Consider the following 25957-nt stretch of genomic DNA (forward strand, 5'->3'; position numbering starts at 1 on the left):
ACACAGCTAATTAGACCCGCAAATTATAAAAAGCACCTAGCACGGCAAAAAATTGAATAGATGTGCATCCGATTATAAAAAAGCCGCTAAAATACCATTTGGTATGATAGTTTCTAAAAAATAAGTCTATCTTGTGTTTAAGTTCTTGTTGAGAACTTGATATTTGCAGGTAAATTAGGGTTTTTGTCGTTTTTAAATGCCTTCGAGACCAAAATGGTCCGGTTTAAAAATGACTATTTTTGAAGAAATTCATTTTAATGGTTGAATTAGCAGGTATTATCATTTTGGGTATCATAGCACAATGGGTCGCTTGGCGTTTTAAGCTACCCGCCATTTTACCACTAATTTTAATTGGCCTGTTGGTGGGGCCATTGGCTACGTTATACACAGAAGACGGCAGTAAACTCATAGAACCTATTTGGAATGGCGAGAAAGGTCTCTTTCCAGGGGAAGGGCTCTACTATTTTGTTTCTCTTGCCATAAGTATCATTCTTTTCGAAGGTGGGCTGACCCTAAAGCGTGCCGAAATACGAAATGTAGGACCTGTTATTACGAAGTTGATTACATTAGGAAGTTTGGTTACCTTCTTTGGTGCCGCCATGGCTTCCCATTTTATTTTTGGCCTCAGTTGGCAAATTTCGTTTCTGTTTTCGTCATTGATAATCGTCACTGGCCCTACTGTTATCACCCCTATTTTGCGGAATATCCCCCTAAAAAAAGACCTATCGGCAGTACTTAAGTGGGAGGGAATTTTAATCGACCCTATCGGCGCACTAGCTGCAGTATTGGTCTTTGAATTTATTAGTGTAGGCGAAGGTCAGGCCTATACTTTTACCGCCATGATCGAGTTCGGTAAAATACTGCTCTTCGGGTTTACCTTTGGGTTTACTTTTGCACACGCGCTGACATTTGTTATTAAACGAAACTTCATACCACATTATCTATTGAACGTAGTTTCCTTGTCGGTCGTGTTGCTGGTATTTGTCATGTCAGATGTTTTTGCACATGAATCTGGGCTCCTAGCCGTGGTAATAATGGGAATGGTCATGGGGAATACGGATCTGCCAAACATTAAAGAGCTTCTATATTTCAAGGAGTCTTTGAGCGTGTTACTAATTTCCATTCTATTCATCTTATTGGCGGCTAACATCAATATGTCTGACCTTCAATTGATTTATAGTTGGAAAACGGCCGTGCTTTTCTTGGTAATCGTTTTCCTAATTCGGCCGTTAGGGGTCTTTTTAAGTTCCACAGGCTCCAATCTCAAATTCAATGAAAAACTTTTTATAGGGTGGGTAGGGCCAAGAGGTATTGTAGCCGCCGGTATCGCCTCGCTGTTCGGTTCTAAGTTATTGGCCAAAGGCGAAGAAGGAGCCGAGTATATAACCCCTCTCGTTTTCATGATTGTATTGGGCACGGTTCTTTTAAATGCCACCACTGCCAGGGTATTTGCCAAGGCTATCGGGGTTTTTCTAAAGAAATCGGAAGGCATTGTAATTATTGGGGCATCAAAAGTGTCCCGAATTATAGGGGACTATCTTCGAAAGAACAAGCGTCATGTGGTTCTCATCGATAACAACCAGACCAATATTGACAAAGCCAAAAAGTTGGGTATTGAAGCGATTACGGCGAATATATATTCCGATAATTTGACCGATAATATTGAGCTGAACGATGTCGGGTACCTGATGGCACTCACCGGCAACTCAGATATCAACCGATATGCCGTTAATAAATTTGGCCAGCAGTTCGGAGAAAACGGTTCGTTCAGGCTCATTGATGCCGATGAAATGAACGATCCTGAAAACAACCCAAAAGAAGGGTTATTTTCGCATACCGACGATTTCATTAAACTAACTGAAACGGCTCGTAAATTTCCGGTCATTCATGAAATAGAGCTTAAGGACAAGGAGCATTACGAGGGACTTATAGAAATCACCAAGGCTGACGAAAATATCGTGCCCATTTTTCTTAAGACACCTGATGGCGACTTGAAAATAATACCTTCCTTTAGCACTGATTTCAACGATATCAACGAAGGATGCCGATTGGTATATTTGGGAAAAGTGTTAGAAGCAGACGACACGGAAGACGACATAGAGGAGGAAGATTAACCTCCAAATGGCATCGTCTTTAGAACATCTACCGAAATCTCATCAAGTAAGATATCATTACCTTCTTTCGACTCTAACCGATAAAAGTGAAGAGCCGCTTCTCGCTTGATTTTATTCTCTAAAAGTTCTTTATCTATTTCACCGCTTTCTTGCTGCCAAATAAAGATAGACTGCTGTTTGGTAGAAATGAAAGAGTGTTTGGCAACGAATTGTGCTATATAAGTTGTCATAGGTTTGGAGGAACTAAATTCAACAAACCTAAAACTGTGACAGGAGTGAAAAATTGTTCTGAAACGATTTAGTTATGAACAATTGTAATAAAACACCTTCATAACAACCGTATTTGACTGAAAATCAAATAGATTTATCCGAAAAATTATCTCAAATAAATATCTGTGGGCCGCTAAATATACCTAGTCGTTTAGCTTTAAAACAGCCATAAAGGCTTGCTGCGGAATCTCAACATTACCTACTTGGCGCATGCGCTTTTTACCCTTCTTCTGCTTCTCTAAAAGCTTTCTTTTTCGTGAAATATCACCACCGTAACACTTGGCGGTCACATCTTTTCTCAAGGCTTTAATCGTTTCCCTAGAGATAATTTTAGCTCCGATTGCGGCTTGAATAGGTATATCAAATTGCTGTCTTGGTATCAGCTCTTTTAACTTCTCACACATTTTCTTACCGATATGGTAAGCATTATCGAAGTGAACCAGCGCAGAAAGTGCGTCTACCGTCTGTGCGTTCAATAAAATATCGACCCTTACCAGTTTAGACGTACGCATTCCGATAGGGGCATAATCAAAGGAGGCATAACCTTTCGATACGGTTTTTAGCCTATCATAAAAATCGAAAACAATCTCTGCTAAAGGCATATCGAATGTCAACTCGACCCGTTCTGTAGTTAGGTAGGTCTGATTGGTAATCTCGCCCCGCTTATCGATACAAAGGGACATTACATTGCCTACAAAATCAGATTTTGTAATGATAGTGGCCTTGATATAGGGTTCCTCTACGCGGTTTAAGGTAGAAGGCTCCGGTAAATCTGACGGATTGTTTACAATAACTATTTCGTCAGGGTTCTTATTGGTATACGCATGATAGCTAACGTTCGGTACCGTAGTAATAACGGTCATATCGAATTCTCGCTCGAGTCGTTCTTGAATAATTTCCATATGTAGCATTCCCAAGAAACCACATCTGAAACCAAAACCAAGAGCGGCACTACTTTCGGCAGTGAACACCAATGAGGCGTCGTTCAACTGAAGTTTTTCCATTGATGACCGAAGTTCTTCAAAGTCTTCCGTATCTACAGGATAAATTCCAGCGAATACCATGGGCTTTACATCTTCAAAACCTGCAATAGCATTTTTTGAAGGGTTTTCGGTCAACGTAATCGTGTCGCCTACCTTTACCTCTCTGGCGTCTTTAATTCCCGTTATGAGATAGCCTACATCACCGGTAGAAATTTTCTGCTTCGGATGTTGAATCAGCTTAAGGGTTCCAATCTCGTCGGCGTCGTAATTCTTGCCAGTGGCCATGAACTTAATCTTTTGGCCTTTTTTAAGCTCCCCGTTGATAATTCTAAAGTAGGTCTCTACCCCACGAAAAGGGTTATAAACCGAATCGAATACCAAAGCCTGAAGCGGGCCGTCTGGGTCGCCGGTCGGGGAAGGTATTCTCTCAATTATTGCTTCTAAGATTTCCCCGATGCCTAGACCGGTCTTCGCACTTGCCGGAATCACTTCTTCCGGCTTACAGCCCAAAAGGTCAACGATATCATCGGTTACCTCTTCCGGGTTGGCACTCGGCAAATCTACCTTGTTCAATACAGGAATGATTTCCAAATCATTTTCTAGGGCCAAGTAAAGGTTTGAAATGGTTTGGGCCTGTATGCTTTGAGCTGCATCAACCACTAGAAGGGCTCCTTCACAGGCCGCAATGGACCGTGACACCTCATAAGAAAAATCGACGTGACCAGGGGTGTCAATAAGATTGAGAACATAGGTCTCTCCCTTAAAAACATACTCCATTTGAATGGCATGACTTTTAATGGTTATGCCTCGCTCACGTTCCAAATCCATACTGTCCAACAACTGATCTTGCTTTTCCCGCTCTGTTACAGATCCGGTAAAATCTAATAGTCGATCGGCCAAGGTACTTTTACCGTGGTCAATGTGGGCAATAATGCAAAAATTTCGAATGTGCTTCATATGGCTTCAACAGCGATTAAGGGCGCAAAGATACGTTATTTTAAAACGTCTTTACTAAATATCAATTACTTGGCATCAATATTTAGATAGGCCTACATAAAGTATTAATTGACACTTTTTTGTGAAGCCGGATGCTCTGTGTAGCCTATTTTTTAAAAAACATATTTGGTTTACTGCCATTGAACCGATTTAATTGTAATCTTATGAAGAACTTGTTGTAGGTATTTACCTATTTGTTTAGATTTGAGGACGAACCTAAGCCTTTGAGAAAAAAATTTTGCCCCTTTCTTATATGCTTGTTCTTCACGGTTTGCGGTTATTCCCAAAGCTTTTCGGTTTTGGGTACTGTTGAAGATGAAGAGCAGCAACCTGTTGCTTATGCCAATATTCTTCTCATGAGCGCCATAGATTCAACGGTAATCGATGGTGCCTCGTCAAAAGAAAATGGTGATTTTGCTATTGGCGGCATTGCTAAAGGCGATTATTTGTTAAAGGCGACTTATATGGATAGGTCCTCAGCCACTCTCACTATTCAGGTAACTAATGACTTAAAGATTCCGGCCTTGGTTCTTCAGGCAGCCTCTGAACTTGAAGAAGTAGTTGTTACGGGCAATAAGCCAAGATTGGAAAGAAAAGTTGATAGGTTGGTCTACAACATAGAAAACACGGCCCTATCAGATAGCGAAGTCTGGGAAGTGCTCAAAAGAACTCCTGCCGTAACCATTGTGGGCGACAATTTATCCGTTAAGGGGAGCAGCAATGTGGGTATTCTTATTAATGGAAAAAAAGTTCACCTTCCCAAAAGCGATATTATCAATCTCTTGTCGGGCACTTCGGCCAGCTCGGTAGAGTCGATAGAAGTCATAACCGCCCCCCCTGCCAAATATAGCGCTGAAGATAGTGCCTTGATTAACATTATCATGAAAAAGAACTTGGTTCCAGGCTATAATGGTACTGTTTATAACAGGTACGTACAGGGGGTTTTACCGAAGCACACGTTGGGCACCGAACATTATTTTAAGAGCAAACGAACCAACCTCTCGCTTACCTATAATTTTGGTCACGATAGAACCGTGGTCAAATACAACGATATCACCAATTTTTTAGATGGTGGTGAAACGACTTCAATTTATGATGCCGAACAAATAAATTTACGAAAGGGTAAACGCCATAATTTATCCGCTTTTTTAGATTATGACCTAGGGGAAAACAAAACCTTAAGTCTCAGTGCCATTACCATTTGGCAGCCGAAGGTCATGCGCTATTACGACACCGATACGAATATCGAGCTAGACAGCTTGTATTCAAGGTTTGATAGTTATAACATATCACAAACCGAACAGATCAACACTTCATATTACGTGGATTATGAACAAAATTTAGGTGATAATGGTGCTTCGCTGATGCTGAACGGCCACTACACTTTTTATGACACAAGCAAAGGGCAATCATTGAACAATTCATTTTATGACCTTGACAACGAGTATGCTGGTTCCAATGATTTTTTCCTGAACACTGAACAATATATCAATCTATATAGTTTTCAGGCGGACGTGTCGGCCCCTATTGGTGAAACGATAAAGGTAGATGTGGGTGCGCGTTATGCCGACATAAGCTCTAAAAATATAGTACTCCAGCAAGGCTTTGATATGGAAACCCCTGGCATTGATCCGACCCTTGCCGGAACCTTTGGTTATGACGAGTTTACTTGGGCCGGATACACCTCTGTGGATGCCGAATGGGGTGATTGGCATTTGAAAAGTGGCATCAGGGGCGAGTACACCGAAACTCGGGGCACATGGAACCAAGGCAATGAAAACAGCAGTAATGACTATCTAAAGTTTTTTCCGTCATTTTCAGCGCGCTATACGCCTAATAACGACCATGATTTCAATGCTTACTACGTACGAAGAATTTCTCGCCCTCGCTATTCGAACATCAATCCGTTTCAAATATTTCAAAGTAATTTTTCTACTATTGAGGGCAACCCTAATCTCTTACCTGCGACCGATTGTTATACTGCCATAGGTTATACTTTCAAAGACACCTATACCGTAGAGCTCTTTTATAAAAACGAGTTTAATGGGCTAGGCCAGTTTGCCTTTCAAGACAATCAATATAGGTGGTTGCGCTTTATCAGTTTTAACATGGATAGAGAGTATGCCTATGGCATCGATTTGATCTATAACAAAGAAATTACCAAGTTTTGGGACAGCTATTTTTTGGCAAGCTTTTACAACCAGAACCTGCAATTCACCAACCTCAACTCAAATCTTCTGGTAGAAAATGAGTTGTTCACATGGTTCGCTAGAACCAGCAATAACTTTACCTTTCTCTCCGACAGGTCTCTTACAGCCAATCTTAGTGTAATGTACAGGGCCCCACTTCTATTGGAGAATGCCCGATTTGATGGTTTTGGGTATGTTAACCTTAACTTTAGAAAAACTTTCTGGAACAATGCGGCTAGTATTTCAATCGGTTTAGATGATATTTTCAATCAAGGAAACCTCTACAGCGTTAGAAACTACCTTAACCAAAACGGAACTTCTCGCCAGATAACCGAAAACCGCCTTTTTACCCTGGGTTTCCGTTACCGCTTCGGCAATGTCAAAATCAGGTCGAACAAAAAGGACAAAGATGTTGACGAAAGAGATAGACTTTAGTTCTACAGTCATACTTTTCTTGAAGCGGCCATCCCAATAAACTAAAGCCTGATAGACAATTCAATGATTTTGTGTAATTTTGCACACCAAAATAGCTATCGGTCATGCCTAAAATTGGTGACATTCAACTACCTGACTTTCCGCTACTTCTAGCCCCCATGGAAGATGTAAGCGACCCTCCTTTTAGGGCTCTGTGCAAAGAAAATGGCGCCGATGTCGTGTATACAGAATTTATTTCATCGGAAGGTCTTATTCGAGATGCCGCCAAAAGTGTCATGAAGCTTGATATCTATGAAAAGGAAAGGCCCGTGGGAATTCAAATTTTCGGTGCCAATCTCGACTCTATGCTTCAATCGGTCGATATAGTAGAGAAATCAGGACCGGACATCATTGATATCAATTTCGGTTGCCCGGTAAAAAAGGTGGTCAGTAAAGGGGCCGGAGCCGGTATTTTAAAGGATGTGGACTTGATGGTCTCCCTTACCAAGGCTATGGTCGAGCGAACAAAATTGCCCATTACCGTCAAGACCCGTTTAGGGTGGGACGATAGTTCGATTAAAATCGTAGAGGTGGCCGAACGACTTCAAGATGTAGGCTGCAAAGCAATCGCCATTCATGGTCGAACCAGGGCCCAAATGTATAAGGGTTCTGCCAATTGGAAACCTATAGCCCAAGTAAAGAACAACCCTCGAATGCATATTCCTGTTTTTGGCAATGGCGATGTAGATACGCCCGAAGCTGCTATGAGAATGCGTGACGACTATGGCCTAGACGGGGCAATGATAGGGCGGGCAAGTATCGGTTACCCTTGGTTCTTTAATGAGGTAAAGCATTTTTTCAAAACGGGCGAACACCTGCCGCCCCCCAATATGGTAGAGCGAGTTGAGGCCGCTCGCCGTCATTTACAAATGTCAATTGATTGGAAGGGCGAAAAGTTGGGTGTTTTTGAAACGAGACGCCACTACACCAATTACTTCAAGGGCATTCCTAATTTTAAACAGTACCGTATGAAAATGGTAACCAGTGACGATGCCGCTGATGTCTTTGCCGCTTTTGATGAGGTGTTGCAGAAATTCGGGGATTATGAGTTCTCTGCCTAATTTTATGACTCGATTAGCTTTTTATTGATTCTGCTGCTGGCAATTTTTGAAGCAATGATTCCCAGAATCATTATTGTTGCCAAAACAATCAGCACATTTAGCCATTGGTATTCTACCGGATAAGGTAGCGTCGGGGTGATTTTCAACCATTCAAAAGCTAATTGTGACCAAATCAACAATGACCCGATAAGTACGCCAATAAAACCGCCCAAACCTGTTACCAAAAATCCTTGGGCAAAAAATATAGACCGTAGCTTGGCCACGGTTGTTCCTAAATTATAAAGTGTTTTTAAATTTTGCTGCTTATCCAAAACCATCATAATAATAGCCCCCACCACATTAAATAGGGCAATTATCAAAACCAGGGTGAAGATTAAATACGTTGCCAAGTTCTCTGTGTTTAACATACGATAAAGGGTGCTGTTCAATTCTCTTCGATCTCTAACCACCACATTTTCCCCTAATATATCCGCTATTTTATTTTTTAGCTCTTCTACATTGGAATCAGAAGCCGCTTTAATGCCTATTCCAGAAACTTGGTTGCCTTTCTTATCCAGAAGATTTTGTACCGATGGTAAGTCGGCAAAAACATATTTTTTGTCTAAGTTCTCCTCAATGCCAAAAACCCCACTTATAAAGTAGGGTTTGGTCTTTAAATCTTGAGGTGATAGAGAGCCTTTGCCAGGTTTTAACGCCAAAACGACCAAGGCGCTTTGATTTACCGATAAGCCCAAGGTATTTACCACCCCTATACCTGCCACCGCCTGTCGCTCGTTTACGCGCCATGTGCCATAGAGAATGGTACTATCCATTCCGGTAACTTGATTGTAGTTGGTATCGACCCCCTTTATGAAAGCGATATGACTTTTACCTTGATATTTCAAGTAAACCTTCTCCTCCAGTTCTTTCGTGTACGAGACAAGGCCGGCAACGGCGTCAAGTTTTTCTTCTTGCTCATCTGTAATCGAAAAAAACTTACCTGTTCGTGGCAAAGCCTTTAAATCAGGGTCAAACGTGTTGCTAAACTGAAGACTGAATCCTTTAAGGCCAGCAAAACCTGACAGCACGATGAAAAGAGCCGCAGAGCCTATAACAATAACCAAAAAGGTAATTAGGTTGATTATGTTAATAGCATTTTGGCTGCTCTTTGATCGAACATAGCGTTTGGCTATATAAAAGGGAAAGTTCAATCTTACAGTTTTTTTCTTTTATCCAACAAGTCTCGATTCTGAATCGGGTCTTCTTCGCGCTTTAGCGACTTTTCTATATTCTCGATATATTCAATCGAGTCATCCAGATAAAAAAGAAGTTCAGGAACCCTTCGTAATTGGTTACGGGTTCTTTGTGATAGCTCATGCCGTATCAAAGGTTGGTTCGACTTGATACCATCCATAAGTTCTTTAGCGCCCGACTTAGGAAAAATACTGATATATATTTTAGCAATGGAAAGGTCGGTAGTTACCTTAACCTTGGTAACAGAGATTAAAGTGCCTTTCAAACCCCCTTCTTTTGCCGCACGTTGAAGAATGTCAACGATATCTTCTTGAATGACCCCCGCTATTTTTTTCTGTCTCTGTGTTTCCATACGGCAAAAATACGTAGAATTAAATGTAAATTAGGAAGATAAACCCAATAGACGAATCAAAAGATTTTACCTTGAAAAAAATAGATCATATCGGTATTGCCGTTACAGATTTAAAAACCTCCAATATTCTATTTGAAAAATTACTGGGAACACAGCACTATAAAATCGAAGAAGTGGTCTCAGAAGACGTTTTGGTTTCTTTTTTTAAAACTGAAAATAGCAAAATCGAATTATTACAGTCTACCGACGAAAACAGCGCTATTGCTCAATTTATCAATAAAAGAGGGGAGGGAATGCATCATATTGCTTTTCAGGTAGCAGATATAACTTTTGAAATTGAAAGATTAAAAAAAGAGGGTTTTAAATTTGTTGATGACCAACCGAAAAAAGGCGCCGATAACAAGTTGGTCGCCTTTCTACACCCAAAAAGTAGCAATGGTGTACTTGTAGAATTATGTCAAGATATTGAAAAAGAGGACTAAGCATATATTTTGCATAAATGAAGAACATTATTTTGCGTAGTTGGTCATTATATTTAAATTTGCGCTCATTTTCGACCCTTAAAAGGTTGTCAATGGTAAAATTACCAACGGTCCTATAGCTCAGTTGGTTAGAGCACCTGACTCATAATCAGGTGGTCCCTGGTTCGAGCCCAGGTGGGACCACGGAAAACCCTTCTAAGTCATTGATTTAGAAGGGTTTGTTTTTTTGGAGGTGGCAGTAAGGGTGGCATTTTTTATATGTTTTTGCTCCAATTTTGGAAATCAAACATTAAAATTGCAGAACTGTGCGAAATTTATTCATATAATGCCAATATATGTCACAACAATGGGAACTTATTAAATTTAGATTTGGACAGCTATACAACTTTGCATATTCTAGTTCTTCTCTGGCTTTAGGCTTTATTATTGAAAATTTAAAGCTGTGCCGTCTTCTTATTTTTTTGATTTTCTTGCTTGCCAGTTTTGATTTGTTTTGGAATAACACAAACGATTTTAGTTTTATTAAAAAGGACATCTTGGGAATTCTGATATCAGTCATTTCAATAATCGTTGCTATAATTGTAACTTACCTATTTTCTAAATTATTTGCGGAAAAAGCAATTAAGGTTGAAAGAAAAAAAGAGATCGATAAAATGTCTCTCAAGATTACCCAACTGCGAAAAATTGCATTTCACATTAGAAATATGCATGATTTTTGGAAGTTTAGAAATAATGTAAAGTCCGCTGTTGATAATAAACATGCTAGTTTGACGTATGAGGAGTATAGAAGCTCTACAATTAACGGCAGAAAAATTAAGTATGAAGATTGGGTAAAAATAGATAAAGAAATTTATGGGACAAGTGGACAGGCTTATTTGGCGATAAAAGGACTTGTAGATGGGGCAAGCGATTACTCAATGTTTGGAGAATTTACGCCTAGAAATTACTCTTTAATTGATATAGAAAGATATAAAGAGTATGCGGGTTCTTTTTGGTACCTATTGGATAGGTCTGATTATAATATAGTAAATTTTGATAGGGTATCGGATTATTGGTTTGAAAAGGTTGAACATCTTTTTTTTCAAATCCAAGGGACTCAGCTAAATCCTGAAGATAGGAAAATGGAAATAAAAAGATTATTCGAGGATTTTGAATCTAAATATTTTCCTAAACACTATTATTTAAACACACTTAATCAGAAATATTTCTCCGCATTTATTAATAGCCTTTTCAACTTATTAATCTTTGTTCTCATTCTTCTTTTTAGTCTATTCTTATATGTTATTGAGCAAACGTCAAACCAAGATTATATTTTTTCACTATTACTAGTTAGTGCGTTTATCGCGAATACGATTGATTTAATAATACTGCTTGTTACTTCAATATATTCAGAACAAAAGATTGAAGAAATATTCTCTATCTAAAGATTGTCTTCCATCATAAGTTATTATTACCTTAAAAAAGCTCGCGAGGGTTTCTTAAGATTTCCTTGTCTTTATCCTATTAACCAATTGATCCAATTCAATTTTCTTCATCATCTTCATCGGAGGGTAGTTCTAAAGCCTTTACGGATTGCGATGATACTTTTTTCATCAACTTTATTAGTATTTTGGTGTAACGACAAATTAATTACGTTAACCAGATGATTGAACTCGTAGATTCATCGGATATCAAATTCTTTCATACTGAGGGTTATCTCATCGTTGAAAACCTAATACCCGCTTACGATATAGATTATTACAGCGCCCTATACGACGCCTTTTTAGAAAACCGAATAGATGCTAGGCGCTATCGCTCAGATTTGTCGGGTAGCGAATCCGAAAAGGAAAAAATCACCCAAATCATGGTCCCTAGCCGTTTAGTACCTGAATTGCTGAACAACTCTTTTCATCAAAAATCTTTACAGATTGCCCGTACCCTGTTAGGTGAAGACCTTGAGCTTGATTTTGACATGTTGATTAACAAAGCTCCCTACACAGACACCATCACGCCATGGCATCAAGATATGGCCTACTGGATGGAGATGCCAGACAAGCGAGCCGTGAGTTGTTGGTTAGCAATTGATCATGCCTACAAAGAAAATGGTTGTATGTGGTACACACCAAAATCGCACTTGCAACCTCCCTTAAACCATATTCAAACAGGCAATAAAGGTGCCTTGAGATGTGAGGGTAGTGAAGAAAACTCCATATTTGTTGAGTTACAACCTGGTTCTTGTGTGTTTCATCATGGAGGAACGCTTCATTATAGCCGTGGTAATTCGACCTCTGATAATAGAAGGGCCTTGATCACAAATTTTAGACCTGGTAAAATGGTCGAGCTCGAAAGAGAAAAAGGAATCGATCATACTGGTGAAAGAAAGGTCAAAGTGAATGGATAAGTCTATTCGCCAACATATTGAATATTTGCTCTGTATCAAGATTGAAAGCATAAGGCCTCTTTCCGGTGGAGATATTTCAAAGGCTTATCTAATTCAAAGCGAGAACGAAAACCTTTTTTGTAAAATTCATCTCGGTGACCAGGCGTTTGAAATGTTCAGGGCAGAACGCCTAGGTTTACAGGCCCTAGGTAAAACAAAATCAATTGGCATACCCAAAGTTTTGCTATGTGAACAGCTGGAAAAAGGCGCTTTGCTGGTTATGGAATATATCGAGCCAAGACCTCCTTCAGCTATTGGTTTTGAAAAATTGGGCCATCAGTTGGCTGCCCTACATCAGCCTATTAAAAGTGAAATGTTTGGCTTTGAATCTGAAAATTTTATAGGCAGTTTACCACAATCTAATCAAAGACATTCAAATTGGAGCTCTTTTTATGTAAAGAAGAGATTGTTGCCACAATTGAAAATCGCCCAAGATCTGAAAAGATTGGAAAGGCATGAGGTTCCTTCTGAAAATACACTTCAAAAAATATGTGATCATCTCTTTCCTGACATAGAGCCCTCTCTGCTACACGGTGACCTTTGGAGTGGCAATTTTTTAATTTCAAAAAGTGGGGAACCTTTCTTGATTGACCCCGCCGTTTACTATGGCCATAACGAAGTAGATCTGGCCATGACGCGTTTGTTCGGCGGTTTTTCAAACGAATTTTACGAAGCGTACCGAGAGGTTATTCCCGCTGAAAGCGGGGAAAAAGAAAGATGCGACCTTTATCAACTCTATTATCTTCTTGTGCACCTCAACCTATTCGGTTCATCGTATAAAGGTTCGGTCACCCAAATCTTAAGGCGATATTTCTAAGTTTTTAAGTACATTTAAACACACTTCCAAACTGCTATGCCTCAACAATTACCAATTGCCCGTTTATTCTATCTATTGCTTTTTACAGGTCTGTCGTTGTCATGCAAAGACGATTCCGTGCCAGAAAGTAAATCGAATGAATTTGAAAGTTGGTCTTCTTACCTAGGCGATTCTGGCCGTAGCCACTACTCTACCCTTTCACAGATTACTAAAGAAAACCTTTCCGATTTAAAAGTAGCTTGGACCTACGAAGCCCAAGATTGGGGGCAAATGCAGATGAACCCTATTGTTATAGATAGCATGGTTTACGGTGTTACAGCAGCACTTCGAATAGTAGCGTTACATGCAGGTACGGGCAAAAAAATATGGCAATTTGGCGATTCGGTCAAAGTTTGGCACTCTACTAGTCGTGGCGTTTCTTACTGGGAAAAACTCAATGACAAAAGAATTTTATGTACCAGGGGATCTGACCTATACGCTTTGGATGCACTTACCGGTGAGCCCATTCCCTCCTTTGGAAATAACGGAAAAATTGATATGCGTAAGGGCTTGCCTCAAAGTGAGCAAGGTAAATTTTTGATTTCCAACACACCTGGAACCATCTTTAAAGATATCATCGTTATGCCCCTTCGGGTTTCTGAAGGCGCCGGGGCCGCCCTAGGTGATATTATGGCCTTTAATGTCGTTACCGGTGAATTGGAGTGGAGTTTTAAGACCATTCCTGAAGAAGGTCAAGAAGGTTCCGATACTTGGGAAGCTACTTCCGTTCGAGAAAGCGAAATTGTTGGGGCGGCCAATAATTGGGCCGGTATGGCAGTTGACGAAGAACTTGAAATTATTTATGTGCCAACGGGTTCGGCGGCACCTGACTTTTACGGGGGCGTTCGAAAAGGAAGTAACCTTTTTGCTAATTCGCTTGTAGCGCTTAATGCCAATACGGGAGAAAAAATATGGCATTTTCAGTTCACCCATCACGATATATGGGATCGTGACCCCCCTGCTCCTCCCAATCTTTTGACGGTCGAACGTAACGGAAAAAAAATTGATGCCGTGGCCCAAGTAACCAAACAAGGGCTTGTTTTTGTTTTTGATCGTAAAACGGGCGAGCCCCTCTTTGATATTCAAGAACGTGAGGTACCGCCCTCCAAATTAACTGGGGAGGCCGCATGGCCCACGCAACCGTTTCCAGCTAAACCAAAACCATTCGCAAGGCAATCTACAGAGCTTACCGAGAACGATATCAGCCCTTTTGCCGAGAATCGGGAAGAAATACTCAATACCTTTAAAAAAGCAGATAAAAGATTGTACTCACCACCAAGCCTAGAGCCTGTGTTGCTTTTGCCCGGTTACGACGGTGCTGCCGAATGGGGTGGTGCCGGTAGCGATCCGATAAACGGAATTCTCTATGTAAACTCTAACGAAATGCCATGGCTTTTGCAGATGGGAGAAGCAGAAAATGAAGCTTCAGGGTTGCCTAAAGGTCAGGCTATTTACCAACAAAATTGTGCTACCTGCCATCAACCGGATAGAAGTGGTTCTGCAGCTAGTGGCTTTCCGTCTTTAATCGATTTGCAATTAAGAAAGGAAAAAAACGAGGTTTCTAGTATTATTACCCAAGGAAAGGGAATGATGACCGGTTTTCCACAAATAAAGGGAGATGAAATGGATGCCCTTTTGCGATTCTTGTTCGATCAAGAAATTCAACATACGGTGGAAGAAAAAGTGACGACAAAAGATAGTCTTGCAGTGCCCTATAAACATTTAGGGTATACGAAATTCTTGGATAGTAAGGGGCTTCCGGCCATTTCACCGCCTTGGGGCACTTTACACGCCATAGACTTGAATAACGGTGATTATCTTTGGAGCGTGCCTTTTGGTAACACTTTGGAGTTAGGTGATAAAGGAATTGGAACCGGAACAGAAAGTTACGGAGGACCGATAATTACCGAAAACGGATTATTGTTTATTGCGGGTACCCGAGATGGTTTTTTTAGGGTGTTCGATAGACATAATGGTGAACTGCTTTGGGAATACGAGCTTCCCGCACCGTCATTTGCAACCCCTGCCATGTACAAATACAATGGAAAACAATACATCGTTTTGGCCTGCGGCGGTGAAAAATTAGGAACCAAAAAAGGAAATAAAATAATTGCCTTTGCATTAGAAAACAAAGATTGAATGAGTAAATTGAAAGTATTAGTAGTTGGTTGTGGCAACATGGGAACATCACACGCCAGGGCCTATCATCAACTTGAAGATTTTGAGATTGTAGGCCTGGTTAGCCGTAAACCTGAAAGCAGGGAAAAATTGTCCCTTGAATTAGGCGGCTATCCCACCTTTGGCGATTATAAAACCGCTTTGGAGACCGTTCGGCCCGATGCTGTTTCCATTAACACGTACCCAGACACCCATTCCGAATACATTCAAATGGCTTTGAATGCCGATTGCCATGTTTTTGTTGAAAAACCATTGGCACTCACGGTAGAGGATGCCCAGCAACTGGTTGATTTGGCCTTGGAGAAAGGCAAAAAAATGGTGGTTGGCTATATTTTACGGGTGCACCCCGCTTGGGAGAAATTCGTAGAAGTTGCACGCAATCTCGGAAAGCCCTTGGTTATGCGAATGAATCTTAACCAACAAAGTTCAGGAGCTCATTGGCATACCCACAAACAACTCATGAAATCGATGTCGCCCATTGTAGACTGTGGTGTGCATTATGTAGATATTATGTGTTTGATGACACAGTCGGTACCTGTCAGCGTTAGTGCCATTGGGGCGCGATTAACGGACGAAATTGATAAGGAGATGTACAATTATGGCCAATTGCAGGTCCGTTTTAAAGACGGTTCTGTGGGTTGGTACGAAGCCGGCTGGGGGCCAATGATGAGCGAAACTGCTTTTTTCGTAAAAGATGTGATCGGACCTAAGGGCTGTGTATCAATAGTAGATGAAGCGAAGGGAGAGTCTGATGATGTAGATAGCCATTCAAAAACGGGTGCCTTGAAATTGCATTATAGCGTTACCGATAGAGAGGGAAATTTCACGGAGCCGGATAAGCTTATAGACACCTCAGATGAGCCCGACCATGATGGGCTTTGCCTGTTGGAACAGGAGTACTTTCTAAAAGCTATTCTGGAAGATATCGACTTAGCTACTCATCTTAGGGATGCCGTTAATAGCCTTCGAATTGTGCTGGCGGCTGACGAATCTTTTAAAACCGGAAAGACCGTTACTCTTTAAATAGGGGGGTTTGGGCCAGGTGTATCAAGTCAGGGTCTTGCTCTTTCAGTATTCTTTTGGTGCGTAGGTACCTATTGCGATTCCATTCGTCAAAATTTTCGGCATTGGGATCCATACTGCTGATTCGAACCATGTTCGAAGCATGTATGAACTCATTGTTTCCTATCCACATGCCTACATGCACCACTCTCTCGGCTGTAGAATCGGTAGCTTTTCTTCCGAAAAACAGCAAGTCTCCTTTTTCAAGGTTATCAAATTCTTGAACGGAATCAATTGATTTACCGGTATGTACCTGTTGTGAAGCATCCCGCGGAATAACCATACCGTTCAGAAAGTATATGGTCTTGGTAAAACCGCTACAGTCCATCCCCTTTGTTGAAGTACCGCCCCATAAATAGGGCACTCCCATTAATTGCTTTGAAGTAGTCACCAAATCATCTATTGTTGGATTCATTCTGTCAATCCACTCGTTATAGTTTTCAGCATCATTTTTTGAAACAAAGGCTTTTCGACCATCAGGATATTTTACTTCGTAAAATGCATCGGAAGAAGAAACTGTTTCTATTACATCGCCTGCCACCAAATCTGAAACAATGGCATCAGTGTTCTCTTGCGTATACGAGTGCCCATAAGTTTTCGAATAAATGATTTTTTCTGCCGATTGCCACCTTTTGAACTCATCGTCGTTCATCAATTGAATTCCCCCGTCATCTACCCATGACAGATATTTATCGGGTGTCTGAATATAGTACCATCCCCCCTCTTTCTTTAAAACTTTGACCGGAGTACCCAAAGTGGCTTGTGTAGCCAATTCAGCGGAATGTTTTGCATTGCTGCGCAAATTAGCTACAGAAATATTAACGATGGCATGTGTTTTGCCCTCCAATTCATCTGAAGGTAAAAGCTTGATTTTATCAATATATTCCACATCAGAACTTTCCAGGCTTTTTCTAAGCTCGGCCAGTGCTATTTCGTTGTCGGTCTCCCCAGTTAAAATGTACTTTTTAGCATCGGAAAATACGCGAATATCGAACAAAACGGTTCTTTTGTCAGGGGCATATTGCTCTCGTATTTCATGAACTTTTGAGAGAAGTGCTTTTTCTTCAGAGTTTACTCCTTCACAAGAGACGAGTGTTATTAAAACCACCGTCAATATTGCTCTAAATAATTTTTTACTGCTCGTTTCAATTCGTATCATTGCGCTTCTTTCCGGTATCAAATAGTTAACTTTAACCTTAATGGACAAAGTCAAAGTTATAGAACTTTTTGCAGGCGTGGGCGGTTTCCGCTTGGGACTTGAGAAAAATGGCAAGTATGAGGTCGTTTGGAGCAACCAGTGGGAACCAAGTACCAAAACCCAGCACGCATCAATGGTATATGAAACCCGATTTGGTAGCGAAAACCATTCGAATCAAGATATTGCCGAAGTTCCTACCGATGAAATACCCGATGCCGACTTATTGGTGGGGGGCTTTCCATGTCAAGATTATTCGGTAGCTACTACGCTACAGAACTCCAAAGGACTTATCGGAAAAAAAGGAGTGCTTTGGTGGAGCATACATCGAATTTTAAAGGAAAAAAAGAAGCCTGTACCTTACCTTTTTCTTGAGAACGTAGATCGCTTGTTAAAGTCGCCCTCTTCTCAAAGGGGTAGAGATTTTGCCATTATGCTCAAGAGTTTGAACGATTTGGGCTATGCGGTGGAATGGCGGGTTATCAATGCCGCAGAATATGGTATGCCCCAAAGAAGGCGACGTGTTTTTTTTATCGCTTATCATCAATCAACCAAAGCATATCGAGCGTTATCCAAGGCTGATAAAGAAAGTTGGATGACCGAAGAGGGCATCATGGCCAAGGTCTTTCCTGTTAAAAATTCAAACAATAAAGTGTTTTCATTCCCGATCGAGAATGATTTAGTCTCGCTTTCCGATACCTTTAATAAAGGTGAAAAGTTATCTCCCTTTTTAAACACCGGAATTTTTATTGACGGAAAAGTTTCTACCCAAAAAACGGAACCTAATTATTCGGGCGAAGAAATAACCCTCGGAGATGTTCTTCAAAACGGTGAAGTTTCAGAAGAATTTTTTATACTAGAGAACGAGTATTCGAAATGGGAATATTTGAAGGGCGCCAAAAAAGAAATACGAACTTCTAAAAACGGTTTCACCTATAACTATAGCGAAGGAAAAATGATATTTCCCGATGCTTTGGATAATGCCTCTAGAACTATTATTACTGGTGAAGGTGGTAAGTCTCCCTCACGTTTTAAACATGTCGTAGCAACCCGCAAAGGCCTTCGAAGATTGACCCCTATTGAACTTGAACGGTTGAACATGTTTCCTGATAACCATACTTTGGTAGAAGGAATCTCAGACACAAAAAGGGCTTTTTTTATGGGTAATGCCCTAGTTGTTGGTATTGTAGAAAAAATAGCCGAAGAGCTATACGATAGAATAAATATGTAAATAAGTGGTTCTTAAAAGTACTTTTGAAGAAGATCTGAACAAAGAACAAAAGCTACAGTCTTTGCTTGACCACTATTATTCAAAATATTTAAGAAATTACAACTTTCTTCGCGTTAACGATTTGCAACAGCAACGGGAAGGTGTTGATTTGATTCTTGTAAACAAAACTACAAACGAGGAATTTATAGTTGATGAAAAAGCACAATTAGACTATGTAAACGACGACCTACCTACTTTTGCTTTCGAACTTAGTTATTATAAAAAAGGAAAATTAAAATCAGGCTGGTTATCTGATACGAACAAAAGAACCCATTTCTACTCACTTGTGACTGCTATCTACCAAGACGAACCCGATAAATTCACGTCTTGTAAAATAACTTTTGTCAACAGAAAAAAGCTACTTCAGTTATTGGAAGAAAGAAATTTGAGTCTCCAAGAATTTTTGAATAAGCAATTACCTCACGGCAAGTCAGTAATTGAACAATTTCATCACAGAAAAGAAGGATATCTATATTCCTCAATTTCCAACAAGGCGGAGAAACCTTTAAATCTCATTTTAAAACTCGATTTTTTAATAGAGCAAGGGGTGGCCAAACGTTTGGTTTGAGCTATTTAGACCGACCAATCGGTCGGTCTCAACGTTTTCCTATTAAATGTTTAGAGTATTCTAAACCTTACATCCTTAAAATCGCGTCTTTAGACCCCTTGAATTTGTATGTAATATGCAAAGGAAAAGATGATTACATACTAATTAGTTTGTTTGCCACTTTTACCCCTTCAATTTAGAAAAGCTAGCCGCAATACTTTGAAAGACTATTAAACTCCTGTTAATCAAACCCTATAATTTGTGATTCTGCCTATAAATGTTATTTTATAAGGTATGGTAAAAGTAGAAAAGTCAGAAAATCAAGAATTTTTAGAGAAGTCTATCAGTCATTTAGAGGCTACCGGTTTTGAAAATATCAAAGCTGATATGGAGGGTTATGAAACACCTAAATCTTACGTACGTAAGGCAAAAGGTGCTGAGACCAAGATTACACCTGACATAGTCGCAGTTAAAAACGGACGTAAATACTATTTCGAAATTAGCCTCAAATCGGAAAAACCGAGATTACTAAAAACAAAATGGTTGTTTTTAGATACCCTAAGTAGAATGAACCAAAACCGTTTTAGGATTATTACTACCAGAGGGCATTATAAGTTTACCGATAGCATGTTGCAAGACATCAACCTTAGTAATAAGGAACCTATCAAAATCTAAAGGATAATTCTCTAAAATTCAATTCTATACAAAAGGCTGCAAATGCGGCCTTTACTTGTTGAGCACCATTGAAATATGGGGTATTCCATCTTCTAAATAGCCTTCCCCGACTTGGTTAAACCCAAAAGAGTGATAAAATCTTTCAAGATATAGTTGGGCAGAAACCTTGATTTTCGTTTCATAGAAATGGTCTCGAATAGCATCTATAGAGGCGCCAACTATTTGTCTTCCGTAGCCATATTTTCGTTCCGACTTTTTGACAGCTACCCGTCCGAAAGACGCTTCGTCAAAATAATCACCCGCTCTAAATAAACGTGTGTAGGCTACAATTTCACCATTTTTTCTTCCGATCACATGTAGTGCCCTTTCATCTTTGCCATCTATATCTTGGTAGACACAATCCTGTTCGACCACAAAAATTTCACTTCGCAATCTTAATATTTCATGCAGTTCTTCTAAGCCTAGGTCTAAAAAAGGCTTGACCTCAATCAAAATCATCTAATCTTGAACTATTATATGTTTACTGTCACGCTTGCCATATTCTGGTTGAATATTCACATGGTTGATTCCGTATGTATGGTGCAGCTCTTCTTCTATTTGATCTAAAATCTTATCAAATTCTGAAAGCCGAATATCTTCATTGAAGTCAATATGGGCTTCAAAGTGTATTTCGTTCTCGTTTAACTGCCATATATGTACGTGATGAACATTCTTCACGGATGCTATCTTAGAAATTGTCGATACAATCTCTTGTACTTTCAAAGTGTTTGGGGTAAATAACATGAGAACCTTGGTAGATTCCTTTAGTAAATCATATCCCATATAAATAAGATAAATAGCTATGGCAAAGGTAAGAACCGCGTCTACCCAATAGATTTGGTAAAATTTCATCAATATACCCCCGACCAGTACCGCAACGGAAGCCATCATATCAGTTAATAGATGTAAATAAGCCGACTTCATATTCATATTGTTATCGGCATCTTTCTTCAATAGAAAAACGCTGAATCCGTTAGCTATAATTCCTAAAAGTGCCAGCCAGATAACAAGGTTGGATTCTATTTCTTGTGGTTGTAAAAAGCGCTCTGCGGCTTCTTTAATTAAAATAAGGGAAACTATCACAAGAGTTGCCGCATTTACAAAAGCAGCTATTATCTCAGCTCTTTTATAACCAAAAGTTTTACTGGTAGATGCCTTTTTCTTTGAAAGACGATTAGCAATAAAACTTACAACCAAAGAGAGAACATCACTAAAATTGTGAAGGGCATCTGAAAGAAGCGATAAACTACCGGAAATTATACCTCCGATGACTTGTGAAATGGTAATAACAATATTGAGTAGTATTGAAATCACTAGATTTCTGCCACTCAACTCAGAATGTGAATGAGAATGGTTATGATGTGAATGGCCCATAATAGTTATACGAATTGGTAATATAGTTCAAAGGGAGGGCACTCGATTAATAATAATCGATTGTATAAATATAACTGATAACTATCTTAAAAGATAAAGGCCTTTATGAACAAGGTATCTTTTCTATTCTGCGTTCGTGCCTACCACCTGCAAATTCGGTATTTAGAAAAGTTTTGACCATTTCAAGCGCCTGGGGCAATGAAATAAACCTAGCAGGAAGACTTAAAATATTAGCATCATTGTGTTCCCTTCCTAATTCCACGATTTCTTTGGTCCAACAAAGGGCACATCGCACCTTTTGATGTTTATTGGCCGTCATTGAAGCACCGTTGCCACTACCGCATACAATAATTCCAAAATCGGCGTTTCCTAATTCAACATCTTCTGCTACCGGATGAACAAAATCAGGATAGTCGACACTATCAGAACCATCGGTACCGTAATTTTGAACTTCTATATCCATTGATTTTAACAACCCTACAATGGCCAATTTATATTCCGTTCCTGCGTGATCGTTACCTATAGAAATTTTCATGTGTTGCGTAAATTATGAAGCTATACTTAAAACTGTTTGCCAAGTAGATAACACCGAGCTTCACAAAGGTATGAAATAGAAAGGCTACACCACAAAATAGTAACTGTTTACAACAATTGTTTTAAGAGGTCTATAGAAGGTTGTTTATTTGTATCATGCACAAGGTGGATTAATTGTTAATAACCTATCAAAAACAATTAGATCTTAAATTTTGTTTTTACCAGCTAAAAGTGCCTTACAAAACTTACCGATTACTCCGCAAATTATTTTGTTCGAATTTTACAGCGTTATTTCAAGACTAATCCTTTTGAAATTAACAGTAAGTTTACAATGAGTTTTCAAAAAATTCATGTTCATACTTGTTATAAACCATCTTTTATAAAGATTTTAAATGCCTGATTTTCTGAGATATTAAAAGTTAAAAAAATGTGAACAACTTTTATCATCGTTTCAAAGCAAGTTTTTTCAATAAATCTTTTCATCACTATTAACACCCTATCATAAGTACCATTTCTATTTAAAATTTAAAAAAGAAAAAAGTTAATATGAATATATGTGTTGATAACGTTTACTTAAAGATGATAAGCGCTTTGATCTAGGCCAATGAATTATAATTTGTAATTTTCACTTATATAAGAAAAGTACTTAATGTCGAAAAAGAAGAAGAAAGCAAGAAACCATAGAAAGAACGAGATTACAAAAGGAATCTTCACGGTACTTGAAAAAAATCCGAAAAAAACTTTTAACTATAAACAGATTGCGTCTCAGTTGGGGTTAGACAATACCCAAGATAGAAACCAATTGATCAAAAGACTGGGGCAATTAAAACAAAGTAAACGTATTATTGAAGAAGAAAGAGGGCGTTATAAAGTAGCGACCGTTACCAAAACGTACCATACCGGAGTTGTTGATTTAACGGGTCGGGGCAATGCTTACATCATCGTAGAAGGTTTTGATGACGATGTGTTCGTACCTTTCAATAAATTGAAAAGGGCCTTTCACGGCGATACCGTTGAGATTTATATTTACCCTAAAAGAAAAGGAAAAAAACTCGAAGGTGAGATAACCAAGGTAGTTGAGAGAAAAAAGACAGAGTTTGTCGGTATTATGGAAAGACAGAAGACTTTCAGTTTTGTCAGACCTACCGACTTTAGAATGTATACCGACTTTTTTATTCCCAAGGGTAAAGAGAATACCGCAGAAGATGGAGATAAAGTTGTTGTGAAGCTTGAAGACTGGCCCGATGATGCAGATTCGCCCATAGCCTCGGTAACCGAGGTTTTAGGAAAACCAGGTGAACATAATACAGAGATACACGCAATTTTGGCCGAATATGGCCTTCCTTATGAATTTCCTACGGAAGTACAGCGCTTTGCCGATACTCTTGATACCTCTATAAAAGAAGAGGAAATCGCTAAAAGAAGGGATATGCGTGATGTGCTGACTTTCACGATAGACCCTAAAGATGCCAAAGATTTTGATGATGCCCTTTCTTTTGAACTGTTAGAGAACGGTAATTACGAAATAGGCATTCATATTGCCGATGTTTCTCATTACTTGTTACAAGATACGGTTCTAGATGATGAAGCCTATGAAAGAGCTACCTCGGTGTATTTAGTAGATAGAGTGGTACCTATGTTGCCCGAAGTATTATCGAACAATGCTTGCTCTTTACGACCTAATGAAGAAAAATATACTTTCTCAGCAATTTTTGAGATAGACGCGAATGCTGGAATCAAAAATCAGTGGTTCGGTAGAACTGTTATTAATTCAAACGAACGTTTTGCTTATGAGGAAGCCCAGCATATTATCGAAACTGGAAAAGGAGATATTCCAAAAGACATTTCTATAAGGGATGATAAGGCTTATTCCGTTTCAGAGAACATCGTAAAGGCAACGTTAGAGATGGATCGTTTGGCCAAAATAATGAGAGATAGGCGTATGCAAAGAGGGGCTATATCTTTTGATAAGGTTGAGGTTCGATTTAATCTGAACGAAGCAAGCGAACCTGTGGGCGTTTATTTTAAAGAGTCGAAAGATGCGAATAAGCTTATTGAGGAGTTCATGTTATTGGCCAATAGAAAAGTGGCTGAGTATATTGGAAAACAAAAACCGATAAAAACATTTGTATACAGGGTTCATGATAATCCCGATGAAGATAAATTAATGGCCCTTAATGGTATTATCTCAAGGTTTGGCCATAAGATAAACTTTCAAAGTAAAAAATCGATTAGCGCTTCTCTAAACCAGCTTCTCGAAGATGTAAAGGGTCGTAAAGAGCAGAACTTAGTAGATACCCTTGCCATTAGAAGTATGAGCAAGGCTATTTACACTACCGATAATATCGGCCATTACGGTTTGGCCTTTGATTACTATACCCACTTTACATCACCGATACGTAGGTACCCTGATGTGATGGTACATCGTCTATTACAACATTATTTAGATGGAGGTGATTCTGCCAAAGCGGAGGTATATGAACAAAAATGCAAGCATTCTTCCGATATGGAGTATCTGGCTTCTAGTGCCGAACGAGATTCCATCAAATACATGCAGATTAAGTTCATGCAAGACCATCAAGATCAAGAATTTGTTGGGGTTATCAGCGGAGTTACCGAATGGGGTATTTATGTCGAGATTATAGAGAACAAATGCGAAGGTATGGTGAGAATAAGTGATATAAAGGGCGATTATTATATCTTTGATGAACGAGAATACGCAATTGTTGGTGAACGTACCAAAAAAACCTATCAATTAGGTGACGAAGTTGTTGTCATGGTCAAAGACACTGATTTGATTAAACGTCATCTTGATTTCTCATTGCTGGGAAAGTACGGTGAATAGGTTTCTTTTTGGAATAGATTTTGTTTATTTAATAACAAATCAACCTTAAAAACATCATGAAACAGTTCGTTTTACTTACCGTTGGTTTATTGTTAATTACTTGGGTCAATGCCCAAGATAGTAAGATAACCCAAGAGCTGACCAGATTTACGGAGGTCAAGGCTTTTGATGGCATCTCTGTAAAATTGATAAAATCAAATGAGAATAAGGCCGTTATAACCGGTGAGAATATTCAAAAGGTAGCAATCGTAAACAATGATGGCGTTCTTAAAATTAGAATGCAGATTAATAAGATTTTCAGTGGCTATCGTACTTTTGTAGATCTTTATTATACCGAAAAACTGGTAATCATTGATGTGAATGAAGACGCCAGAATAGCTGCGGACCACACCATACAGCAAGATGTTCTTGAACTGAAGGCTCAAGAAGGTGGCGAATTACAAATAAATGCACAGGTAGAACAGCTGTTGATTAAAACCGTCACCGGTGGTGTAATTGCGACAACCGGTTCTTCAGATTTGCAAGATGTGGCCATTAATACCGGTGGGGTTTACGAGGGCAAAGAGTTAAAAACGAAATTTTCGACCGTTAATGTGAACGCTGGATCAAGAGCAGAGATTTATGCATCTGATTATGTGAAGGCAACGGTGAAGGCCGGCGGTGAGGTCTTGGTTTATGGAGACCCCGCGAAAATGGATGAAAAAACAGTATTTGGAGGTACGGTAACCCGTATGTAATTTCTAGTTTCCTTTTTATCAACCAAAACCAGTTTATTAATTTGCATTCTATCATCAGGTCTTTAATAGTAC

Annotated in this window: 22 protein-coding genes and 1 tRNA gene; 15 read left to right on the top strand and 8 right to left on the bottom strand. The window is 39.4% G+C overall.

Translation table 11 applies throughout. The annotated features are described in order from the left end of the window. Positions 1-257: 257 nt before the first annotated feature. A complete protein-coding gene (locus tag D1013_RS00870) occupies positions 258-2114 on the top strand; it encodes a cation:proton antiporter (protein ID WP_121847088.1) in 1857 nt (618 codons plus the stop codon). Here D1013_RS00870 and D1013_RS00875 read toward each other — a convergent pair. Then, the gene (locus D1013_RS00875; protein WP_121847089.1) at positions 2111-2344 is read right to left on the bottom strand and encodes a GTP-binding protein LepA; all 234 of its coding nucleotides are present in this window, start codon (positions 2342-2344) and stop codon (positions 2111-2113) included. The two genes, D1013_RS00870 and D1013_RS00875, sit on opposite strands and share 4 nt — an antisense overlap. A 183-nt stretch (positions 2345-2527) precedes the next feature. Next, complete coding sequence (gene lepA / locus D1013_RS00880) at positions 2528-4324, bottom strand: translation elongation factor 4 (RefSeq protein WP_121847090.1); 1797 nt, start codon at positions 4322-4324, stop codon at positions 2528-2530. 263 nt (positions 4325-4587) lie between these two features. On the opposite strand from lepA, the gene D1013_RS00885 reads away from it, so the two are divergent. After that, positions 4588-6987, top strand: coding sequence for an outer membrane beta-barrel family protein (locus D1013_RS00885; protein ID WP_162987768.1), 2400 nt, complete (start codon positions 4588-4590; stop codon positions 6985-6987). A gap of 104 nt (positions 6988-7091) precedes the next feature. Beyond that, entirely contained in the window at positions 7092-8087 is a 996-nt protein-coding gene (gene dusB, locus D1013_RS00890) for a tRNA dihydrouridine synthase DusB (protein ID WP_121847092.1), read from the top strand. Positions 8088-8089: 2 nt separating this feature from the next. Here the strand turns inward: dusB and D1013_RS00895 are convergent, their stop codons facing one another. Both D1013_RS00895 and rbfA read right to left on the bottom strand, forming a co-directional pair. Then, positions 8090-9277, bottom strand: coding sequence for an ABC transporter permease (locus D1013_RS00895; protein ID WP_121847093.1), 1188 nt, complete (start codon positions 9275-9277; stop codon positions 8090-8092). Between the two features lie 2 nt (positions 9278-9279). Continuing rightward, on the bottom strand, positions 9280-9672 hold the full coding sequence (rbfA, locus tag D1013_RS00900) for a 30S ribosome-binding factor RbfA (RefSeq protein WP_121847094.1): 393 nt from the start codon (positions 9670-9672) through the stop codon (positions 9280-9282). A 71-nt stretch (positions 9673-9743) separates the two neighbouring features. Between rbfA and mce the strand changes: the two genes are divergently transcribed. The 7 genes from mce (at position 9744) to D1013_RS00935 (ending at position 16630) form a co-directional block, all read left to right on the top strand. Next, positions 9744-10154, top strand: coding sequence for a methylmalonyl-CoA epimerase (mce, locus tag D1013_RS00905; RefSeq protein ID WP_121847095.1), 411 nt, complete (start codon positions 9744-9746; stop codon positions 10152-10154). 109 nt (positions 10155-10263) lie between these two features. Then, positions 10264-10337: transfer RNA gene (locus tag D1013_RS00910), tRNA-Ile, on the top strand. 152 nt (positions 10338-10489) lie between these two features. Continuing rightward, entirely contained in the window at positions 10490-11578 is a 1089-nt protein-coding gene (locus tag D1013_RS00915) for a hypothetical protein (RefSeq protein WP_121847096.1), read from the top strand. Between the two features lie 218 nt (positions 11579-11796). Continuing rightward, positions 11797-12534 carry a phytanoyl-CoA dioxygenase family protein gene (locus tag D1013_RS00920; protein ID WP_121847097.1) on the top strand — a complete coding sequence of 246 codons (738 nt, stop codon included), beginning with the start codon at positions 11797-11799 and terminating at the stop codon, positions 12532-12534. Then, on the top strand, positions 12527-13390 hold the full coding sequence (locus D1013_RS00925; RefSeq protein ID WP_121847098.1) for a fructosamine kinase family protein: 864 nt from the start codon (positions 12527-12529) through the stop codon (positions 13388-13390). The genes D1013_RS00920 and D1013_RS00925 overlap by 8 nt, the downstream gene beginning before the upstream one ends. A gap of 36 nt (positions 13391-13426) precedes the next feature. Beyond that, positions 13427-15568, top strand: a complete 2142-nt coding sequence (locus tag D1013_RS00930) for an outer membrane protein assembly factor BamB family protein (RefSeq protein WP_121847099.1) — start codon at positions 13427-13429, stop codon at positions 15566-15568. After that, entirely contained in the window at positions 15569-16630 is a 1062-nt protein-coding gene (locus D1013_RS00935) for a Gfo/Idh/MocA family protein (protein ID WP_121847100.1), read from the top strand. It abuts the gene before it with no gap. Here D1013_RS00935 and D1013_RS00940 read toward each other — a convergent pair. Then, complete coding sequence (locus tag D1013_RS00940) at positions 16620-17828, bottom strand: C40 family peptidase (protein ID WP_121847101.1); 1209 nt, start codon at positions 17826-17828, stop codon at positions 16620-16622. The two genes, D1013_RS00935 and D1013_RS00940, sit on opposite strands and share 11 nt — an antisense overlap. Before the next feature lie 40 nt (positions 17829-17868). On the opposite strand from D1013_RS00940, the gene dcm reads away from it, so the two are divergent. From dcm to D1013_RS00955, 3 genes are all read left to right on the top strand, one after another. Next, on the top strand, positions 17869-19095 hold the full coding sequence (dcm, locus tag D1013_RS00945) for a DNA (cytosine-5-)-methyltransferase (protein ID WP_121847102.1): 1227 nt from the start codon (positions 17869-17871) through the stop codon (positions 19093-19095). A 4-nt stretch (positions 19096-19099) separates the two neighbouring features. Continuing rightward, positions 19100-19702 carry a hypothetical protein gene (locus D1013_RS00950; RefSeq protein ID WP_121847103.1) on the top strand — a complete coding sequence of 201 codons (603 nt, stop codon included), beginning with the start codon at positions 19100-19102 and terminating at the stop codon, positions 19700-19702. Positions 19703-19975: 273 nt separating this feature from the next. After that, the gene (locus D1013_RS00955; protein WP_121847104.1) at positions 19976-20356 is read left to right on the top strand and encodes a hypothetical protein; all 381 of its coding nucleotides are present in this window, start codon (positions 19976-19978) and stop codon (positions 20354-20356) included. Positions 20357-20407: 51 nt separating this feature from the next. On the opposite strand, the gene D1013_RS00960 is transcribed toward D1013_RS00955, so the two are convergent. The 3 genes from D1013_RS00960 to D1013_RS00970 form a co-directional block, all read right to left on the bottom strand. Continuing rightward, complete coding sequence (locus D1013_RS00960) at positions 20408-20854, bottom strand: GNAT family N-acetyltransferase (RefSeq protein ID WP_121847105.1); 447 nt, start codon at positions 20852-20854, stop codon at positions 20408-20410. Further along, positions 20855-21769: a cation diffusion facilitator family transporter gene (locus tag D1013_RS00965; RefSeq protein WP_121847106.1), complete on the bottom strand. Its 915-nt coding sequence runs from the start codon at positions 21767-21769 to the stop codon at positions 20855-20857. A gap of 103 nt (positions 21770-21872) precedes the next feature. Continuing rightward, positions 21873-22304, bottom strand: a complete 432-nt coding sequence (locus D1013_RS00970; RefSeq protein WP_121847107.1) for an RpiB/LacA/LacB family sugar-phosphate isomerase — start codon at positions 22302-22304, stop codon at positions 21873-21875. Positions 22305-22952: 648 nt separating this feature from the next. On the opposite strand from D1013_RS00970, the gene rnr reads away from it, so the two are divergent. After that, positions 22953-25148 carry a ribonuclease R gene (gene rnr, locus D1013_RS00975; protein WP_121847108.1) on the top strand — a complete coding sequence of 732 codons (2196 nt, stop codon included), beginning with the start codon at positions 22953-22955 and terminating at the stop codon, positions 25146-25148. Positions 25149-25204: 56 nt separating this feature from the next. Continuing rightward, a complete protein-coding gene (locus tag D1013_RS00980; RefSeq protein ID WP_121847109.1) occupies positions 25205-25885 on the top strand; it encodes a head GIN domain-containing protein in 681 nt (226 codons plus the stop codon). The last annotated feature ends 72 nt before the right edge of the window (positions 25886-25957 follow it).

Origin of the sequence: Euzebyella marina (assembly GCF_003687485.1) — a bacterium.
GTDB classification, from domain to species: domain Bacteria; phylum Bacteroidota; class Bacteroidia; order Flavobacteriales; family Flavobacteriaceae; genus Euzebyella; species Euzebyella marina.

What these genes read in the sequence shown, in the direction of transcription:
- D1013_RS00915 (WP_121847096.1), top strand. Translation starts at nt 10,490, where the DNA reads ATGTCACAACAATGGGAACTTATTAAATTTAGATTTGGACAGCTATAC.
- D1013_RS00965 (WP_121847106.1), bottom strand. Translation starts at nt 21,769, where the DNA reads ATGGGCCATTCACATCATAACCATTCTCATTCACATTCTGAGTTGAGT.
- D1013_RS00955 (WP_121847104.1), top strand. Translation starts at nt 19,976, where the DNA reads ATGGTAAAAGTAGAAAAGTCAGAAAATCAAGAATTTTTAGAGAAGTCT.
- dcm (WP_121847102.1), top strand. Translation starts at nt 17,869, where the DNA reads ATGGACAAAGTCAAAGTTATAGAACTTTTTGCAGGCGTGGGCGGTTTC.
- D1013_RS00970 (WP_121847107.1), bottom strand. Translation starts at nt 22,304, where the DNA reads ATGAAAATTTCTATAGGTAACGATCACGCAGGAACGGAATATAAATTG.
- D1013_RS00960 (WP_121847105.1), bottom strand. Translation starts at nt 20,854, where the DNA reads ATGATTTTGATTGAGGTCAAGCCTTTTTTAGACCTAGGCTTAGAAGAA.
- D1013_RS00875 (WP_121847089.1), bottom strand. Translation starts at nt 2,344, where the DNA reads ATGACAACTTATATAGCACAATTCGTTGCCAAACACTCTTTCATTTCT.
- D1013_RS00920 (WP_121847097.1), top strand. Translation starts at nt 11,797, where the DNA reads ATGATTGAACTCGTAGATTCATCGGATATCAAATTCTTTCATACTGAG.
- rbfA (WP_121847094.1), bottom strand. Translation starts at nt 9,672, where the DNA reads ATGGAAACACAGAGACAGAAAAAAATAGCGGGGGTCATTCAAGAAGAT.
- D1013_RS00930 (WP_121847099.1), top strand. Translation starts at nt 13,427, where the DNA reads ATGCCTCAACAATTACCAATTGCCCGTTTATTCTATCTATTGCTTTTT.
- D1013_RS00940 (WP_121847101.1), bottom strand. Translation starts at nt 17,828, where the DNA reads ATGATACGAATTGAAACGAGCAGTAAAAAATTATTTAGAGCAATATTG.
- D1013_RS00870 (WP_121847088.1), top strand. Translation starts at nt 258, where the DNA reads ATGGTTGAATTAGCAGGTATTATCATTTTGGGTATCATAGCACAATGG.
- D1013_RS00980 (WP_121847109.1), top strand. Translation starts at nt 25,205, where the DNA reads ATGAAACAGTTCGTTTTACTTACCGTTGGTTTATTGTTAATTACTTGG.
- D1013_RS00935 (WP_121847100.1), top strand. Translation starts at nt 15,569, where the DNA reads ATGAGTAAATTGAAAGTATTAGTAGTTGGTTGTGGCAACATGGGAACA.
- dusB (WP_121847092.1), top strand. Translation starts at nt 7,092, where the DNA reads ATGCCTAAAATTGGTGACATTCAACTACCTGACTTTCCGCTACTTCTA.
- rnr (WP_121847108.1), top strand. Translation starts at nt 22,953, where the DNA reads ATGTCGAAAAAGAAGAAGAAAGCAAGAAACCATAGAAAGAACGAGATT.
- lepA (WP_121847090.1), bottom strand. Translation starts at nt 4,324, where the DNA reads ATGAAGCACATTCGAAATTTTTGCATTATTGCCCACATTGACCACGGT.
- D1013_RS00925 (WP_121847098.1), top strand. Translation starts at nt 12,527, where the DNA reads ATGGATAAGTCTATTCGCCAACATATTGAATATTTGCTCTGTATCAAG.